Raw genomic sequence first — 17,647 nt, 5'->3', positions numbered from 1 at the left:
CGTCAATGCCGCAGAACCGTCATCCTACCGGTCCGGCGATCACCGCACGCGCGCTCAGCGCTCTCTCCTGACCACCGCCAGCGGGCACGGGGCGTGGTGGACCATGGCCTGGCTCACCGAGCCGAGGACCATCCCCTTGAGGGTGCCGTAGCCGTGCGAGCCGACGACGAGCAGCGCCGCTCCGGCGGCGGCCTGCCGGAGCACGGCGACGGGGTGGCCGTGCACGACCTCCTCGATGACCTCGACCCCGGGGTGGCGTTCGCGGTGCGCCGCGAGCCGCTCCTTCAGCAGGAGCACCTCGTCCCGCTCGCCGCCGTCGGCGGGCGACAGGAACCCGGCTGCCTGCGGCAGGGACCAGGCGTGCACGGCCCGCAGCGCCAGTCCGCGCAGCTCGGCCTCGCGGAAGGCGAAGTCGAGCACACGGGCGGTCGTGGGGGCCCCGTCGACACCGGCCACCACCTCGCCGCGCGGCGTGGCGGGCACCTCGCGGACCAGCACGACGTCGCTCTCGGCGTGCCCGGCCACGCCGTAGGCCACCGATCCGACGAGCATGCCACGCACCCCGCCCAGCCCGTGGTCGCCGATCACCACCAGCTCGGCGTCCCTGGACGCCTCGATGAGCGCGGCACGGGGGTCACCGGGCAGCAGGGCGGTCTCGACGGTGACCTCGGGCTGCTCGCGGCGCGCCCGGCTCTCGGCGGAGGCGAGCACGGTCATGCCGCCCTCGCGCATCCACCGGCCGACCTCCGCGTAGCGGCCGGTGCTCTCCTTGCACGCCCACTCGGGCAGCGCGTGGACCACCCGCAGCGGCGCCCGGCGCATCGCCGCCTCCCCGGCGGCCCAGCCGGCCGCCTCCAGCCCGGCCCGGGAGCCGTCCACACCGACAACGATCATGGTTCCTCCTTGGTAGCTTCGATGACATCATGTCCGGCCCCGACAGTGGCCATTCACCAAGGTCCCCCTGACGGTGACCCCCACGCCGCGCCCGGATGGTCTGCGTCCCTACCCGGCACAGTCGGACGTCCGCTAACGTCTGGGGCATGATTCGTGTCTTCCTCGTCGATGATCATGAGGTCGTGCGACGGGGTGTGGCTGCCCTGCTCGGCTCCGAGGACGACATCGAGGTGGTCGGCGAGGCCGGCACCGCCGAGTCGGCGATCGCCCGCATCCCGGCGCTGAAGCCGGACGTGGCGGTGCTCGACGTGCGCCTGCCCGACGGCAACGGCGTCGACGTGTGCCGTGAGGTCCGCTCGCGGCTGCCGGGGCTGGCCTGCCTCATGCTCACCTCCTTCGCCGACGACGACGCCCTGTTCGACGCGGTCATGGCCGGCGCGTCCGGCTACGTGCTCAAGCAGATCCACGGCTCCGACCTGGTCGGCGCGGTCCGCACCGTCGCCTCCGGGCAGTCGCTGCTCGACCCCCAGACCACCGCGGCGATGCTGCAGCGGCTGCGCGACCAGGCCGCCCAGAAGGACCCGCTGGCGGCTCTGTCGCAGCAGGAGCGCCACATCCTCGACCTGATCGGCGAGGGCATGACCAACCGGCAGATCGGCGAGCGGTTGTTCCTCGCCGAGAAGACGGTCAAGAACTACGTCTCCAACCTGCTGGCCAAGCTCAACATGCAGCGCCGCACCCAGGCCGCGGCTCTGTCCGCCCGGCTGCGGGCCGACCGGCGCGAATGATGTGACCTTCGTCCCTAAGGATCCACCCCGCCCACCGGTGATCCTGGAGACATGCCCATCGATTCGTCCGGACTGCAGGTCCTTTCCCGTGAGGAGTGCCTGCGGCTGCTGTCTTCCACGCCGATCGGGCGGATCGTGTTCACCGATCGCGCCCTGCCCGCCGTGCAGCCGGTCACGTTCCGGCTCGACGGCGAGAGCGTCGTCATCCGGACCGCGGCCGGCTCCAAGCTCGCCGCCGCGACCCGGCACGCGGTCGTGGCCTTCGAGGTCGACGAGTTCGACCCGGAGGAGCGCACCGGCTGGTCGGTGACCGCCGTCGGCCACGCGAGGGCCGTGCACGACCCCGAGGAGATCCGGCGGCTCTCGGAACTGCCGCTGACCGCGTGGGCTCCCGGCGAGCGCGACCACTACATCGTGGTGGACGTCGAGCAGGTGACCGGCCGCCAGATCAGATCGGCACGCTCCAGCGGAGTGCGGCTCCCCCAGATTCCGGAGAGCTGATCTCGAAGGAGCCGCCCAGGCTGGTCGCCCGTTCCTCCATGTTGCGCAGCCCGCTGCGGCGGCCCTGCTCCGGCAGGCCGACGCCGTCGTCGCGGACGACGAGTGTCAGCGTCTCGCCCTGCACCTCCACCGACACCTCGGCCTTGGACGCCTTGGCGTGGCGCACCACGTTGGACAGCGCCTCGCGCAGCACCGCCAGCAGGTGCTCGGCGACCTCCTCCGGCACCCGGTTGTCGAGCTGGCCCTCCATCCGCAGGCCCGGCATGAAGCCGAGATGGCCGCGCGACGCCTCGACCAGCTCGACGACCCTGGCCCGCAGGCTGGGCGCGTGCTCGTCGGGCACCGACTGCAGCGCGAAGATGGTGGACCGGATCTGCCGGATCGTCTCGTCCAGCTCGTCGATGGCGTGCTGCAGCCGGCTGGACGCCTCCGGCCGCTCGACCAGCCGGACCGTGCTCATGAGCGTCATGGCGGTGGCGAACAGCCGCTGGATGACCACGTCGTGCAGGTCCTTGGCGATGCGGTCGCGGTCCTCCAGCAGGGTCAGCCGTTCGGCGTGCCGGCGCGCCTCGGCGAGCTCCAGCGCGACCGCCGCCTGGCCGGCGAACGCCTCCAGCATGCGCAGGTCGGAAGCGCTGAACGGCAGCCGGCCGGACCGCTTGGCCAGGGCGAGCACGCCGCGTACGGTCTCGCCGGAGCCGATCGGCATGAGCAGCTCGGGCCCGAAGCCCATCCCGCGCAGCGGGGACTCGGAGTCGAGCAGGTCTCCGGCCGCCACCGGCCGGCCGCTGGTGTACACCTCGCCGGCGGTGCTGGCGGCCAGCTCGAAGGTCAGGCCCGCCACGTCGTCGGACAGCTCCCCCTCCACGAACTCCACCGACAGGCTGCCGCCGGCGGGGTCCGGCAGCAGGATCTGCACCAGGTCGGCGTCGCTCATCTGGCGGGCGCGGCCGGCCATCATGGCCAGCACCCCGCTGCGGTCGGCGCCGGACAGCAGGCTGGTGGTGACCTCGGAGGAGGCCTGCAGCCAGGTCTCGCGGCGGCGCGACTCCTCGTACAGGCGGGCGTTCTCGATGGCGACGCCGGCCGCGGTGGCCAGCGCGATGACGATGGCCTCGTCCTCCTCGTCGAACTCGCCGCCGCCACGCTTCTCGGTGAGGTAGAGGTTGCCGAACACCTCGTCGCGCACGCGCACCGGCACGCCGAGGAACGTGCCCATGGGCGGGTGACCCGGCGGGAACCCGTAGGACTCGGGGTGGTCGGCGATGCGGCCGAGCCGCAGCGGCCGGGCGTCCTTGATCAGGAGCCCGAGCAGTCCCAGGCCGTGCGGCCAGTGCTCGATACGGGCGATCTCCTCCTCGCTCAGCCCCACCGGGATGAACTGCAGGAGGGTGTGCTCCTGGCCGACCACGCCCAACGCGCCGTAACTGGCGTCCACGAGCTTCGTCGCCGTCTCCACGATGCGCCGCAGCACGGTCTCCAGGTCGAGGTCGCTGCCGACGGAGACGACGGCCTCCATCAACGCGTGCACCCGGTCACGGGTCGCCAGCACGGCGTTGAGCCGGATCTGGAGCTCCGCCAGCAACTCGTCGAGCCGCATCGTGGGCATGAGCGGGCTGTGGTCACCTTGCGTCATACGATCAGTGTCGCATCACCGCACGGCGACGCCCACCTCGGGCGGGGTGGGCGCGGGAGGGGCCGCCGGGCTCAGCCCGGCACCCCGGACGGGAGGGGCCGCCGGGCTCAGCCGAGCACCTCCGGCAAGGAGCGCCGGACGCTGTGGCCGTCGTCGAACGTGATGCCCAGCCGCATGATCATCTGCGGGTACTCGTGGCCGCACACCTCCTGGCGGAGGAACTCGCGCAGGTGGTACATCTCCAGCGCCTGGGTGTGGAAGGCGGCGCTGACGCCGTGGGCGCAGGCGTCCAGCAGGACGCGCTGGAGCGCCTGACCGGCGGCGATCCACTCCTCACGGGTGTCGCCGCGCGTCGTCAGCAGGGCGACCACGCCCGTCGCGGTGGTCTGCTCCTGGCCGCCCTCGGCGCCCCACTCGTGCCGCCAGGCGTAGTCACGCTGCGCGAAGTACGGGTCGGTGTGCGGCGCCGAACGGGGGTAGGCGTCGGCGGGGACGCCGTCCGTCCGCGTGCTGCCCGGCGGGCGGGCCCAGCGGATGACCTCCAGGGTGAGCACCCGGTCCGCCGACTGGGCCGCCTGGGCCGCGCGGGTGAGCGCGGCGACGATCTCCACCGCCTCGGGCGAGCCGACCGGCGTGAGCTTCGCGCCCTCCGCGCGCGCCTCCCGCGTCAGGGCGTCGACCAGGCGCTCCGGCACGGGCAGGTCGGTGAAACCGGCCCGGTGGGTGCGGCGCCGCTCGATCTGCTGGCCGAGGGCGCGGGTGTGCTCGTCGGCGTCGACCGCCTCGCCCGGAGAGATCGTGGCCACCAGGGACGGCCGGTCGGGGTCGGGCAGCACCCGCACGATCGGCTCGAACCCCTCGCAGCGCAGCGCGGTGCGGATGGTGAACAGGGCGGCGCCGCAGCTGATCAGCAGTTCGCGGCCGGACGGGTCGCCCATCCGGAGCTTGCGCTCCACGTCGGCGCGCAGGCTGATCTCGCCGCCCGAGACGGCGAACGACCACGGCTGCGTGTTGTGCACCGACGGCGCCCACCGGGCGGCCTCCAGCGCGCTGTGGATGGCGCGATCCCTGTCCTGCGTCGTCCTGGTGATCATCGCAGCACCTCCTGTGGTGTCGACTCCAGCCCATCACGGGCCGCCGGGGCCGGGCAGGGCCGAAGGTCCCGCCCGGCCGGGTCACACGGTCCCGGTGACGCGGCGGCGGAAGACCCAGTACGTCCACGCCTGGTAGCCGAGGACCACCGGCGTGAAGATGCCGGCCACCCACGTCATCACGGTGAGCGTGTACGGGTTGGAGGCGGCGTTGGTGACGGTCAGGCTGTTGGCGGGGTCGAGGGCCGGCATCACGTTCGGCCACAGGCTGGTGAACAGGGCGGCGGCGAACCCGACGATGGCCACCGCGCTGGCCGTGAACGCCCACCCGTCGCGTCCCGAGACGGTGGCGAGCAGCGCGCCGAGCATGCCGGCGAAGGCCACGCCCACCGCGGCCCAGGACAGCGCGCCGGACCTGGCGAGCAGGAGGAAGGCGGTCACCACGAGCATCGTCGCGGGGGCGAGCAGGCGCGCCGCGCGGACCGCGCGCCCCCTGAGCTCGCCGGTGGTGCGCAGCGCCAGGAACACGGCGCCGTGCTGGGTGAACAGCAGCAGCGTGGCCAGCCCGCCGAGCAGCGCGTACGGGGTCAGCAGGGTGAACAGGGTGCCGGTGTACTCGTGGTCGGCGTCCAGCGGGACACCGGCGACGATGTTGGCGAACGCGACGCCCCACAGCAGGGCCGGCACGAGGGAGCCCCAGAAGAAGGCGCGGTCCCAGCCTCGGGTGCTGTCGCTCTTGCCGCGGTACTCCAGCGCCACGCCGCGCATGATGAGCGCGAGCAGGATGAGGAACAGGGGCAGGTAGAAGCCGCTGAACAGGGTGGCGTACCACTCGGGGAACGCGGCGAACGTGGCGCCGCCGGCCACCAGCAGCCACACCTCGTTGCCGTCCCACACCGGGCCGATGGTGCGCACCACGGCGCGCCGCTCGGTGTCGTCACGGGACAGGAACGGCAGCAGGATGCCGACCCCGAAGTCGAATCCCTCCAGGACGAAGTAGCCGGTCCACAGGACGGCGATCAGGATGAACCAGACGGTGGTGAGTTCCATGGCAGTCCTCGGTCAGGGCGGGCGGTCAGTAGGACAGGAGAGGGACGGCCGGCTCGGCCTCGGGCCGGTCCTCCTGTGGCCCGATCCGGATGTACTTGAGCAGCAGCCGCACCTCGATGATCGCGAGCACCGCGTAGACGAGGGTGAAGCCGACGAGGGTGATGGCCACGGAGGGGACGTCCGCGTTCGGGGAGACGGCGGCGGCGGTGCGCATCAGGCCGAAGACGGTCCACGGCTGGCGGCCCATCTCGGTGAAGATCCAGCCGAGGCTGTTGGCCAGGAACGGCAGGGCGATGCCCGCGATGGCCAGCCGGTGGAACCACCGGCCCGCGGGCAGCCTGCCGCGCCTGGTCAGCCAGAGCCCGGCCAGCGCGAGCAGCGCCGACAGCGCCCCGAACCCGATCATGAGGCGGAACGACCAGTAGGCCAGGCCGACGACCGGCCGGTAGTCGCCGGGGCCGTAGAGCGCCTCGTAGCGTTCCTGGATGTCGTTGATGCCCTCGACCTCGCCGTCCAGGGTGTTGGTGGACAGCAGGCTCAGGCCGTACGGGATCTGCAGGTTGACGTGGTTGCGCCCGTTCTCGACGTCGCCGATGGCGAACAGCGAGAAGCCGGCCGACCGCTCGTCCTCCCACAGCGCCTCGGCGGCGGCCATCTTCATCGGCTGCTGCTCCGTCATGATCTGCGCCTGCCAGTGGCCGGAGAACGACACGCCGACGGCGGAGACCAGGGCGACGACCAGCGCGAGCCGGGCGGAGATCCGGAACGTGCCCTCCTCGCGCCTGCGCAGCATGAACCAGGCGCTGATGCCCAGCACGAACGCGGCGGCGGTGAGGAACGCGCCGAAGATCACGTGGGGGAAGGTGACGAGGGTGGTGGAGTTGGTGAGCACGGCCCAGATGTCGGTGAGCTCGGCCCTGCCGTTGTTGATCCGGTAGCCGACCGGGTGCTGCATCCACGAGTTGGCCGCGAGGATGAAGTAGGCGGAGATGTTGGTGCCGATGGCGGCCAGCCAGATCGTGGCCAGGTGCAGGCGCGGCGACAGCTTGTCCCACCCGAAGATCCACAGGCCGAGGAACGTGGACTCCAGGAAGAACGCGATGAGCCCCTCCATGGCCAGCGGCGCCCCGAACACGTCGCCCACGAAGCGCGAGTAGGCGCTCCAGTTCATCCCGAACTGGAACTCCTGCACGATGCCCGTCACCACGCCCATCGCGAAGTTGATCAGGAAGAGCTTCCCGAAGAACTTGGTCAGCTTCAGGTATTCGGGCTTCCCGGTGCGGTGCCAGGCGGTCTGCAGCCCGGCCACGAGGATCGACAGGCCGATCGTCAGGGGAACGAAGAGGAAGTGGTAGACGGTCGTGATGCCGAACTGCCAGCGGGAGAGGTCGAGGACATCCATGGCAGCAAGGATCGGCCAGGTCACGGGCCATCCGTAGGGTCGCCCGTCACGCGTGCGGCGGGACCTTGGTCCCAACCCGACGTCCGTGGCCGGCAGGCCCGTGACCTGCGCCACCACGGCGTGCCGGGGGTGTCCTGGCGTGGGACTTTCGGCACCTGCCGGCAGGGCCGTCCGGCTCTGCCGGGGCCCGGGGGTCCGCGAAAGGCTCTGCGGCAGGAGGTGCGTCATGTCCACTCCCCCGGCCGCCCAGCACATCGGCCAGCACACCGGCCAGCACGCCGCCCGCCCCGCCCGCGTCACCGCGTACGCGCATCCGCTCGCCTCGGAGCTGGGCGTGCGCAGGCTGCTCGTCGCGGCGGGCCAGGCGCCGTCGGCGCTCAACACCCAGCCGTGGCGCTTCGCGGTCGTGCGGCGCGAGTTCGTGGAGTTGCTGGCGGATCCCGACCGGCGGCTGCGGGTCAGCGACCCGCGCGGCCGTTCGCAGCACGTGAGCTGCGGCGCGGCCCTGTTCAACCTGCGGCTCGCGGTCTGCGCGGCGGGGCTGCGCCCGGCCGTGTGGCTGCTGCCCGACCCGGAGCTCGACCCGGGCCTGCTGGCGACCGTGCGCCTGGGCGACAGGCGCCCGGCCACCGGCCGGCACCGCGAGCTGTACGACCTGATCTGGACGCGCCGCACCAACCGCGAGCCGTTCGAGGACCGGCGGGTGCCGCCGGCGGTGCTGGCCGAGCTGCGCATCGCCGCCTCCAGAGAGGGGGCCAACCTGCTGCCGCTCGACCGGCACGCCACGGCCGACACCCTGGAGTTCGCGGCGCTCGCCGAGGAGGAGCTCTCGCACGACGCCGACTACCGGGCCGAGCTGGCCGCCTGGACGATGCCGGGCGCCCACGCCGACGGCATCCCCGCGCACGTGCGCGGCCCGCGCCCGGCGGGCGACCTCGCCCCGGTGCGCGACTTCGGGCAGCGCACCGGCCGGGCCAGGTTCGAGCCGCGGCCGCAGCTCGCGGTGCTGACCACGCAGGGTGACCGGCCGCTCGACTGGCTGCGCGCCGGGCAGGCGCTGCAACGCGTGCTGCTCACGGCCGCCCGGCACGGGGTGTCGGCGTCGTTCCTCAACCAGCCCCTCGACCTGCGGGACATGCGCCACCGCAGGGACCCCCACCATCGGCGCGGCCACGTGCAGATGATCATCAGGCTCGGCTACGGGCCGTTCGTCGCCCGTGCGCCGCGCCGCCCCGCCGCCGAGCTGGAGACCGCGCGTGTCTGACGGTTACGACGTCCTGCTGCGCGACGGCGGCATCGCCCACGTGCGGCCGCTGCGGCCCACCGACCGCGAAGCCCTGCACGCGCTGGTGGACCGCTCGTCGGTACGGTCGGCGTACCTCAGGTTCTTCACCGGCGGGCGCAACACCGCGCACGCCTACATGGACGAGATCACCGGCGCCGGCTACCGCGGGCACGCGCTGGTGGCCACCGTGCGCGAGGAGCTCGTGGCCGTCGCCGAGTACATCCCGGCCACCGGTGACGACGACGGCCGTGACGGGGACGGGCGGCGGGACACCGCCGACCTCGCGATCCTCCTGGACGACGCGGTGCAGGGCAACGGCCTCGGCACGCTGCTGCTGGAGCACGTCGCGATCGACGCGGCGGCGAACGGCGTGCGCGACCTCGTCGCCGACGTGCTGCCGGAGAACCAGACCATGATCCGGGTGTTGCGGGACCTCGGGCTCGTCACGGCCCGCCACACCGGCGACGGCACGGTCCGCGTCGACCTGGACTCCAGCCCGACGCCGGAGCTGCAGGCCGTCGTGGAGGCCCGGGACCACGTGGCGGGCCGCGCCTCGCTGACCCGCGTGCTCGCGCCCCGGTCCGTGGCGGTCATCGGCGCCGGCCGCGATCCGGGCGGCGTCGGCCACCGGGTCCTGCGCAACCTCCTCGACGGCGGCTTCGCCGGGCCGCTCCATCCGGTCAACCCCAAGGCCGACCAGGTCGCGGGGCTCACCTGCTACCCCGCCATGGCCGAGGTGCCGGGCGAGGTGGACCTCGCGGTGGTCGCGGTGCCGCCGGAGCACGTGCTGGAGGTGGCCCGTGACTGCGCCGCCGCGCACGTCGCCGGCCTGGTCGTGGTGACGTCGGGGTTCGCCGAGGCGGGCCGGCGCGACGCCGAGGGCGAGCTGCTGCGCGTCTGCCGCTCCGCCGGGATGCGCCTGGTCGGCCCCAACTGCCTGGGCGTCGTCAACACCGCGGCCAGGCTGAACGCCAGCTTCCTGCCGCACGCCCCCGCCCGCGGCCGGGTCGCGCTGATGTCGCAGTCGGGCGCCGTCGGCGCGGCGCTGCTGGAACGGCTCGACGTGTCGTCCTTCGTGTCCGTCGGGAACAAGGCCGACGTCAGCGGCAACGACCTGCTGGAGTACTGGGAGGACGACGAGGACACCGACGTCATCGCCCTCTACCTGGAGTCCTTCGGCAACCCGCGCAAGTTCGCCCGCATCGCGCGGCGCGTCACCGCGCGCAAGCCGGTGCTGCTCGTCAAGAGCGGCAGGTCGGGCGCCGGCGACCGGGCGGTGCGCTCCCACACCGCGGCGGCCGCCACCCCCGACGTGGCCGTGGACGCGCTCGTCCGCGCCGCCGGGGTGATTCGGCTCGACAGCGTGCACGAGCTGATCGACACCGCCCGCCTGCTGGCCGCGCAGCCGCTGCCGCGCGGCCGCCGGGTCGCGATCGTCGGCAACTCGGGCGGACCCGAGGCGATGGCCGCCGACGCCTGCGAGCGGCACGGCCTCGTGGTGCCCGAGCTGCCCGACGGTCTGGTGCGGGCCCGCTCGGCCGCCGCCGTCGGCAACCCGGTGGACCTGACGGCCGACGCGCTCGCCGACGAGATCGGCGCGGCGGTGTCGGCGCTGGCCGTCGCCGACGAGGTGGACGCGGTGCTCGTCGTCTACACCCCGCCGTTCGGGTCGGGGCTGGCGGAGACGCGCCGGGCCGTCGCCGCCGCCACCCGGGACGCCGACAAGCCGGTGCTCGCGTGCGTCACCGGCCACGACGGGCTGATCGACGGCCGCGTCCCCAGCTACGCCTACCCCGAGCAGGCCGTCGAGGCGCTCGCCCAGGCCGTCCGCTACGCCGAATGGCGCGCCCGCTCCGCCGGGGCGTCCGCCGGCGTGAAGACGGTGGCCGGCGGGGTGCCGGCGACCGTCTCCACGACGGCAGCCACCGCCCTGGCGGACACCGCGTCGGCGACCGAGGTGCGGGCGGCCGCGCGGGAGATCGTCCGCGCGGAGCTGACCGCCCGGCCCGGGGGCGGCTGGCTGCCGCCCGCCGCCGCGGGCCGCCTGCTGGCCTGCTACGGGGTCGACCTCGCCGAGTCGGCCGAGGTGACCGGCGCCGACGCCGCCGCCGAGGCCGCCGCCCGGATGGGACTGCCCGCCGTGGTCAAGGCGATCGGCCCGGTGCACAAGAGCGACGTGGGCGGGGTACGCCTCGGGCTGGGCAGCCCGGAGGAGGTACGCCGGGCGTACGAGGAGATGGCCGAGCGGATCGGCCCCGAGATGACCGGCGCGACCGTCCAGCGCATGCTGCCCCCCGGGGTGGAGATCATCGTGGGCGGCGTCAACTACCCGGCGTTCGGGCCGCTCGTCATGGTGGGGATGGGCGGGGTGACGGCCGAGCTGCTGGCCGACCAGTCGTTCCGGGTGCCGCCGCTCACCACCGACGAGGCGGTCGAGATGATCCGCGAGCTGCGCTGCTCGCCCCTGCTGTACGGCTACCGCGGCGCGGCGCCCGCCGCCGTGCCGGCGCTGGCGGAGCAGGTGGTCCGGATCGGCAGGCTGCTGGAGGACCTGCCGGAGGTGGCCGAGCTGGATCTCAACCCGGTGATCGTCACCACCGACGCCGCCGTCACGGTGGACGTCCGGATCAGGGTCACCCCCTGCGACCCGCAACCGTCGCCGCTGCTGCGCCGGCTCCGCTGACCGGCCGGCGATCGGGGACTTGGGTGCGCCCCTAACCGCGGGGGCGGATCAACCCCTGGCGCGTCCTCACCCGCCCCTCCCACGACCGGACGGCGGTACGTCGGGCACCATACAAGGTGGTACCCGAGGTCTCACGCCGCGCCCGAGGAAGGATGATGGAAGACACCCGGCCAGGAGTTCGGTGGGAGCCGCCGGGAGAGAGGCCGGATGCCATGCTGGTCCGCGAGGTCATGAGCAGCCCGCCCGTCACCGTCCACCGGGCCGACCCGGTGCGGCGGGCGATCCGGGTGCTGTACGCCCACGACGTCACCGCCGCGCCCGTCCTCGACGACTCCGGCCGCCTGGCCGGCATGGTGAGCGAGATCGACCTGCTGCGCGGCGAGTTCGAGCCGGACCCGCGCGCGTCGGCGCGCCCCCCGGCGCCGTCGGCCGAGCCGCCGCCGCGCCAGGTGTGGCAGGTGATGACCCATGCCGTGGTGACGGTGACGCCCGTCACCGACGCGGCCACGGCGATCGACCTCATGGTCGGCAAGCGCCTCAAGAGCCTCCCCGTCCTGGAGGGCGAGAAGGTGGTGGGCATCCTGAGCCGTCGCGACCTCGTCGCGATGCTCGCCAGGCCCGACGAGGAGCTGCGCGAGGCCGTCGTCGCCGCGCTGCGCGAGCACCACCTCGCCGGCGGCGGGTGGGAGGTCACGGTCAGCGAAGGGGTGGCGGAGCTGCGCAGAGCGCCCGGCGCGCCGCGCGACGAGCACGCCGACCGGATCGCCGGCCTCCTGACCCGTACGGTGCCCGGCATCGTCCGCGTCCGCCTCCTGCCGTGACCGGCGGCCGTCCTGTCGCCGTGCGTGACGGCGCGTGGAGGCCCGGGTGGGGAGGCGGGGCGCGGCGTCACAGGGGTGGGGCGACGATGTCCTCACGGGTGCAGGTCAGGTCGGCGACGACGTCCACGACGCCCTCGAGCGAGCGGAGCCGCTCCGTCATCGCGATGGCCTGCGACCTCGTCTCCACCGTGCCGCGCAGGGTCACGACGCCCCGGTCGATCTCGATGCTGAGCGCCCGCGCGTCCGGGAGCTGGGCGCGGATGTCGGCCATCAGCTCGGCGGCGGGGCGGGTGAAGACCCTGAGCACGTCCCTCTGGTGCAGGGTGCCGACGATCCGCCCGGTGACCGGGTCCACGACGGGGAGCTGCTTGACGCGCTGCTCGTGCATCGTGCGCGCCGCGGCGCGGACCGGCGTCGCCGGGTTGACCGTGATGGCCGGCGAGGTCATGAGCTGGGCCGCCGTCACGCCCGCCGCCTTGCGGTGGTCCTGCCGCTGCCGGCGAGACTCGAACATCGACACGCTGTGCCGTACCGGGTCGCTCTCCTTGAGCAGGAGATCCGCCTCGGAGACCACGCCCACCGGGCGCCGTTCGGCGTCGATCACGGTGACGGCCCCGACGGCGTAGCGCCGCATCGCGGCGACGATCTCGGTGAACGGCGCGTCCTCGGACACGGCGATGGCGACCCGCCCCATGACGTCCTTGACTTCGATTGCCATGGCGTCCTCCCCCCTTCGCTCACCACGCTCCCCCACCGCCGCGTCGCGCGGCAGCGGCCCAACGTCCCGGACCTGCGGGTCCAAGGTCCCGCGGTCATGTCTGGCGCCGCGGCCTGTGGGTAGCGTCGTCGCATGACCGTCATTGATCTCGGCATGGTCGGCGCCGTCGTCTTCGACACCGACGGCGTGGTCACCGACACGGCGCGGGTGCACGCCGCGGCGTGGAAGCACGTGTTCGACGGGTTCCTGCGCGGGCGCTCGGCGCCGTTCGACGTGCGCGCCGACTACCTGCGCCACGTGGACGGACGGCCCCGCCTGGACGGGGTCCGGACGTTCCTGGCCGCGCGCGGCATCACCGTGCCGGAGGGCGGGCCGGACGACGAGCCGGGGGCGCCGAGCGTGCACGGTCTCGGGCGGGCCAAGGACGCGCTGTTCGTCGAGGAGATCCGCCGGCACGGCGTGGCGGCGTTCCCGTCGACCGTGGCGCTGCTGCACGAGCTGCGGCGGCGCGGCTGCCGGACGGCGGTGGTGTCGGCGAGCAGGCACTGCCGTGCCGTGGTGGCGTCGGCCGGGGTGCTGCACCTGTTCGACGTGCTGGTCGACGGCGTCGACGCCGCCCGGCTGGGGCTGCCGGGCAAGCCGGACCCGGCGCTGTTCCTGGAGGCGGCGCGCCGGCTCGGGGTGCCGGCCGGGGACGCGGCGGTCGTCGAGGACGCGCTGCCGGGGGTGGAGGCCGGCCGCCGGGGCGGGTTCGGGCTGGTCGTCGGGGTGGACCGGTCGGGCGCGCAGGCGGCGGAGATGCTCGCCCGCGGTGCCGACGTCGTCGTGGCCGACCTGGCGGAGCTGCCCGTCACGGGCCGCGTACCCGTGAGCCCTCCATGACCACGCGCGACGCGTCCGCCACGCCGTACGAGACGCCGTGCCACGAGGTGGCCGCCGACCCGTGGACGCTTCGCTACGACGGGTACGACCCCGCGTGCGAGGGGCTGCGGGAGGCGCTGTGCACCCTGGGCAACGGTCGCTTCGCCACGCGCGGCGCCACACCCGACGGCGGCGCGCGGACGCCCGGCACGTACGCCGCCGGCTGCTACGACCGTCTGGAGTCCACGGTCGCCGGCCGGACGGTGACCAACGAGGATCTGGTCAACCTGCCCGACTGGCTGCCGCTGACGTTCGCCACGGCCGGCGGCGAGTGGTTCAGCCCGGAGCGGGCCCGCCTGCTGGAGTACCGGCACGAGCTGGACATGCGGCGCGGGTTGCTGGTCAGGTCGCTGCGCTGGCGGGACGGGGAGGGCCGCGTCACGCGCGTGCGGCAGTGCCGTCTCGTGTCCATGGCCGACCCGCTGCTGGCCGCCATGGAGACCGTGTTCGTCGCGGAGAACTGGTCCGGGCCGCTGCGCGTGCGGGCGGCCCTCGACGGCAGGGTCGTCAACCACGGTGTGGCCCGCTACCACGACCTGCGCGGCGACCATCTGACCGGCCACGACACGGGCACGGCCGGCGACCTCGCCTGGCTGAGCGCCGTCACCCGGTCCTCCGGCATCACGGTCGCGCTGGCCGCCCGCACCGACCACGGCGCGCGGGCGCCGGAGGTGACCCGCGAACCTGACCTGATCACCGCCGAGCACGTGCTCGACCTGGCGGAGGGGACGCCCGCGACGCTGACGAAGATCGTCGCGCTGGTGACGTCCCGTGACCCGGCGATCCACGACCCGTGCTCGGCGGCGCTGCGGGCGGCGCGGCTGGCGCCCGGCTTCGACACGCTGCTGGCACGGCACGTGGCGGCCTGGCGGCGGCTGTGGGACCGGGGCCGGCTGGACGTGGACGGCGCGCAGATCGCCCAGGCCGTCCATCTGCACGTCTTCCACCTGCTGCAGACGCTGTCGCCGCACACGGCCGACCTGGACGCGGGAGTGCCCGCCCGCGGGCTGCACGGCGAGGCGTACCGGGGGCACGTGTTCTGGGACGAGCTGTTCGTGCTGCCCTGGCTGAACCTGCGCTTCCCCGAGATCTCGAACGGCCTGCTGCGCTACCGCTGGCGGCGGCTGCCGGAGGCGAGGGCGGCGGCACGGGCGGCCGGGTTCGACGGGGCGATGTTCCCCTGGCAGAGCGGCAGCGACGGCCGCGAGGAGACGCAGACGCTGCACCTGAACCCGCTGTCGGGCCGCTGGCTGCCGGACCGCTCGCACCTGCAGCGGCACGTGGGGCTGGCCATCGCCTACAACGCGTGGCAGCACCACCTGGCGACCGGGTCGATGCCGGCGTGGTGCGCCGAGCTGCTCGTCGACGTCGCGCGGTTCTTCGCGTCGCTGGCGGTGCCGTACGAGGAGTCGGGACGGTACGAGATCCACGGCGTGATGGGCCCCGACGAGTATCACGAGAACCTTCCCGGAGCCGCCGCCCCAGGCCTGGCCAACAACGCCTACACCAACGTCATGACCGTGTGGCTGCTGCTGCGCGCCCTCGACACCCTGGAGCTCCACCCGGAGCTGCCGGTGGCGGAGGGCGAGCCGGAACGCTGGCTCGACATCACCCGGCGGATGCGGGTCGACTTCCACGACGGCGTGATCAGCCAGTTCGGCGGCTACGCCGGGCTGGCGGAGCTCGACTGGGACAGGTACCGGGGGGTGCGCCGCCTGGACCGGGTGCTGGAGGCGGAGGGCGACGACGTCAACCGCTACAAGGCGTCGAAGCAGGCCGACACGCTCATGCTCTTCTACCTGCTGAGCGCGGACGAGCTGCTGGGCCTGCTGCACCGGCTCGGCTACCCCGCCGGGCCGGAGCTGATCCCCCGGACGATCCACTACTACCTCGACCGCACGAGCCACGGCTCCACGCTCAGCGCCGTGGTGCACGCCTGGGTCCTCACCCGGTCGGACCGGGCGCGCTCGTGGACGTTCTTCGCCGAGGCGCTGGCCAGCGACATCGAGGACGTGCAGGGCGGCACCACCGCCGAGGGCGTCCACCTAGGCGCCATGGGCGGCACCCTCGACCTGATCCAGCGCTGCTACCTGGGGCTGCACCTGCGCCGTGACGGGCTCCACCTCGATCCGCTGCTGCCCGACGAGCTGTCCCCCCTCTCCCTGCCGATCCGGTTCCGCGGCATCCGTTACTTCATCGACGCGGACCACGAGAAGACCCGCGTCAACGGCGTCACGCTCGCGCGCGGCGCCCGCCGCACCTTCGCCAGCCAGCAAGGGGGGACGACCATGTCCACCGGCGACCTCGGACGTCGCATCATCCACCACCGCGAACGGCTCGGCCTGACCCGCGAACAGCTCGCCGAGCGCGCCGCCATGGCGCCCGGGTACGTCAAGTACCTGGAGGAGCATCCCGACACCATCGGCACCAGCGCCCTGAGCCGCCTGGCCGACGCCCTCCAGATCACTGTGGAGGACCTGCTCGGCGGCGGCGTGGACCGGCCGCCGGGCGTGGGCCCCGCCCAGGCGGGTCCCCAGCTGCAGGCGCTGCGGCCTGAGGAGTGCCTGCGCCTCATCGCGCCCGGCGGCATCGGGCGGGTGGCATTCGGCGGTCCGCAGGGGCCGACCGTGCTGCCGGTCAACTACAAGCTGCACGAGGGCGCGATCGTCTTCCGCACCGCCTACGGCGGGCCCATGGACCAGAGCCTGCGCACGGGGCTGGAGGGCGTCGAGATCAAGATCGGTTTCGAGGTGGACCAGATCGACGAGGCCCGGCGGGAGGGCTGGAGCGTCCTCGTGCAGGGGCCCGCGCACCACGTGCCGCCGGAGGAGCTGCGGCAGGTGAGCGGCGCGGGCGTCTCACCGTGGGCGGGCGGCGAGCGCGAGCTGTACATCCGCCTCGTCCCCCACCAGATCACCGGCCGCCGCATCCGAGGGCTCTGATCCCGCCCGCCACGCCGCCCGGGGGGTTCAGCGGTAGCGGGCGTGCTCGACGGTGCAGCGGATGAACTCGCCGTCCGCCCACCGGTCGCCGCCGGGCCACCAGCCACCGCGCAGCTCCGCCGGGATCGTGAACCCGTCGAAGCAGGCCTCACGGCCGCACTCCACCCCGAACGGGTGCACGCCGAACCGGCCGTCGCCCGACGGGTCGCCCCAGCGGGGCAGGGTGACGGCCTCCAGCCGGCCGTCGGGGGCTACGGTGAGCGTCACCTCGTGCTCCTCCTCCCCCACCGGGAGCCGGGCCACCGCCTGGTGGTCGCCGAGCGCCTTCCACTGGACACGCGGGTCCAGGGCGGCGGCGGGCGCCAGCACGAACTCCGCGGCCAGCCGGCCGGCGGCGCTGCGGGCGATGTCGGGGCCGCTGCCGGACATGACGGGCAGGACGTCGAGCAGCCGCCAGCGCATCTCCCCCGTCCCGTCCCGGTAGCGGTCGAACCCGCGTACCGTCACCGGGCCCAGCCGGGCGGTGGCGGCCCAGACGTACCCGGCCATCGGCAGCAACGCCTGCGCGGCGCGGAACGAGCGCCATCCGCCCAGCCGGATCGTCCCCCGCAGGTCGAGCACCACCGCGCGCAGCAGCGGCGTGCCGGGCGCGACGGCGTGCAGGACCCAGCGGCGGGCGGGTTCGGGGAGCAGCTCCGCCTGGGCCGGGTCGAAGCGGGGCGCGGCCGGGGTGGGGGTCTGCAGGACCTCCCAGTCGCCGCGGGCGGCGTCCGTGAGGTGCGGCGGGGCGACGATGACGGTCATGGGAGCCTCCATCCCGAGCCGCGGCCGGTGGCCGCCGGTCGCGCCGTGCCGCGGCCCGCGGCGGGTCACCGCAGGTCCGGCGCCTCACTTCCAGCACACACCGGGGCACGG

14 protein-coding genes are annotated in these 17,647 nt (G+C 74.0%); 7 read left to right on the top strand and 7 right to left on the bottom strand.

Annotation, left to right across the window (positions count from 1 at the left end):
* Positions 1-54 precede the first annotated feature (54 nt).
* Entirely contained in the window at positions 55-894 is an 840-nt protein-coding gene (locus tag CXR44_RS09085; RefSeq protein WP_101784564.1) for a universal stress protein, read from the bottom strand.
* Between the two features lie 146 nt (positions 895-1,040).
* Here CXR44_RS09085 and CXR44_RS09080 point away from each other — a divergent pair, with 146 nt between their 5' ends.
* Complete coding sequence (locus CXR44_RS09080; protein WP_101784561.1) at positions 1,041-1,682, top strand: response regulator transcription factor; 642 nt, start codon at positions 1,041-1,043, stop codon at positions 1,680-1,682.
* A 51-nt stretch (positions 1,683-1,733) separates the two neighbouring features.
* Complete coding sequence (locus CXR44_RS09075) at positions 1,734-2,183, top strand: pyridoxamine 5'-phosphate oxidase family protein (protein WP_101784559.1); 450 nt, start codon at positions 1,734-1,736, stop codon at positions 2,181-2,183.
* Here CXR44_RS09075 and CXR44_RS09070 read toward each other — a convergent pair.
* The 4 genes from CXR44_RS09070 to CXR44_RS09055 form a co-directional block, all read right to left on the bottom strand.
* On the bottom strand, positions 2,131-3,819 hold the full coding sequence (locus CXR44_RS09070; RefSeq protein ID WP_101784557.1) for a sensor histidine kinase: 1,689 nt from the start codon (positions 3,817-3,819) through the stop codon (positions 2,131-2,133). The genes CXR44_RS09075 and CXR44_RS09070 overlap by 53 nt on opposite strands.
* Before the next feature lie 107 nt (positions 3,820-3,926).
* Positions 3,927-4,913, bottom strand: coding sequence for an Acg family FMN-binding oxidoreductase (locus CXR44_RS09065; protein ID WP_101784555.1), 987 nt, complete (start codon positions 4,911-4,913; stop codon positions 3,927-3,929).
* Between the two features lie 81 nt (positions 4,914-4,994).
* On the bottom strand, positions 4,995-5,960 hold the full coding sequence (gene cydB, locus CXR44_RS09060) for a cytochrome d ubiquinol oxidase subunit II (RefSeq protein ID WP_101784553.1): 966 nt from the start codon (positions 5,958-5,960) through the stop codon (positions 4,995-4,997).
* A gap of 25 nt (positions 5,961-5,985) precedes the next feature.
* The gene (locus CXR44_RS09055; RefSeq protein ID WP_101784551.1) at positions 5,986-7,362 is read right to left on the bottom strand and encodes a cytochrome ubiquinol oxidase subunit I; all 1,377 of its coding nucleotides are present in this window, start codon (positions 7,360-7,362) and stop codon (positions 5,986-5,988) included.
* Positions 7,363-7,588: 226 nt separating this feature from the next.
* Here CXR44_RS09055 and CXR44_RS09050 point away from each other — a divergent pair, with 226 nt between their 5' ends.
* The 3 genes from CXR44_RS09050 (at position 7,589) to CXR44_RS09040 (ending at position 12,151) form a co-directional block, all read left to right on the top strand.
* The gene (locus CXR44_RS09050) at positions 7,589-8,626 is read left to right on the top strand and encodes an Acg family FMN-binding oxidoreductase (protein WP_101784549.1); all 1,038 of its coding nucleotides are present in this window, start codon (positions 7,589-7,591) and stop codon (positions 8,624-8,626) included.
* Positions 8,619-11,330, top strand: a complete 2,712-nt coding sequence (locus CXR44_RS09045; RefSeq protein WP_101785322.1) for a bifunctional acetate--CoA ligase family protein/GNAT family N-acetyltransferase — start codon at positions 8,619-8,621, stop codon at positions 11,328-11,330. Before CXR44_RS09050 ends, CXR44_RS09045 begins: the two co-directional genes overlap by 8 nt.
* 212 nt (positions 11,331-11,542) lie before the next feature.
* On the top strand, positions 11,543-12,151 hold the full coding sequence (locus tag CXR44_RS09040) for a CBS domain-containing protein (protein WP_180903260.1): 609 nt from the start codon (positions 11,543-11,545) through the stop codon (positions 12,149-12,151).
* Between the two features lie 67 nt (positions 12,152-12,218).
* Here CXR44_RS09040 and CXR44_RS09035 read toward each other — a convergent pair whose 3' ends face one another.
* Positions 12,219-12,869 (bottom strand): CBS domain-containing protein, encoded by a 651-nt coding sequence (locus CXR44_RS09035; RefSeq protein WP_101784545.1) that lies wholly within the window; start codon positions 12,867-12,869, stop codon positions 12,219-12,221.
* 132 nt (positions 12,870-13,001) lie between these two features.
* Between CXR44_RS09035 and CXR44_RS09030 the strand changes: the two genes are divergently transcribed.
* Entirely contained in the window at positions 13,002-13,751 is a 750-nt protein-coding gene (locus CXR44_RS09030) for an HAD family hydrolase (protein ID WP_101784543.1), read from the top strand.
* A complete protein-coding gene (locus CXR44_RS09025) occupies positions 13,748-16,732 on the top strand; it encodes a pyridoxamine 5'-phosphate oxidase family protein (protein WP_101784541.1) in 2,985 nt (994 codons plus the stop codon). Before CXR44_RS09030 ends, CXR44_RS09025 begins: the two co-directional genes overlap by 4 nt.
* Before the next feature lie 27 nt (positions 16,733-16,759).
* Here the strand turns inward: CXR44_RS09025 and CXR44_RS09020 are convergent, their stop codons facing one another.
* A complete protein-coding gene (locus CXR44_RS09020) occupies positions 16,760-17,536 on the bottom strand; it encodes a DUF6544 family protein (RefSeq protein WP_144069908.1) in 777 nt (258 codons plus the stop codon).
* Positions 17,537-17,647 lie beyond the last annotated feature (111 nt).

The organism is Nonomuraea indica, assembly GCF_002850745.1.
GTDB lineage: Bacteria > Actinomycetota > Actinomycetes > Streptosporangiales > Streptosporangiaceae > Nonomuraea > Nonomuraea indica.
Note: the sequence above shows the minus strand (reverse complement) of the source record. Positions and strands in the feature narration are given on the sequence as shown.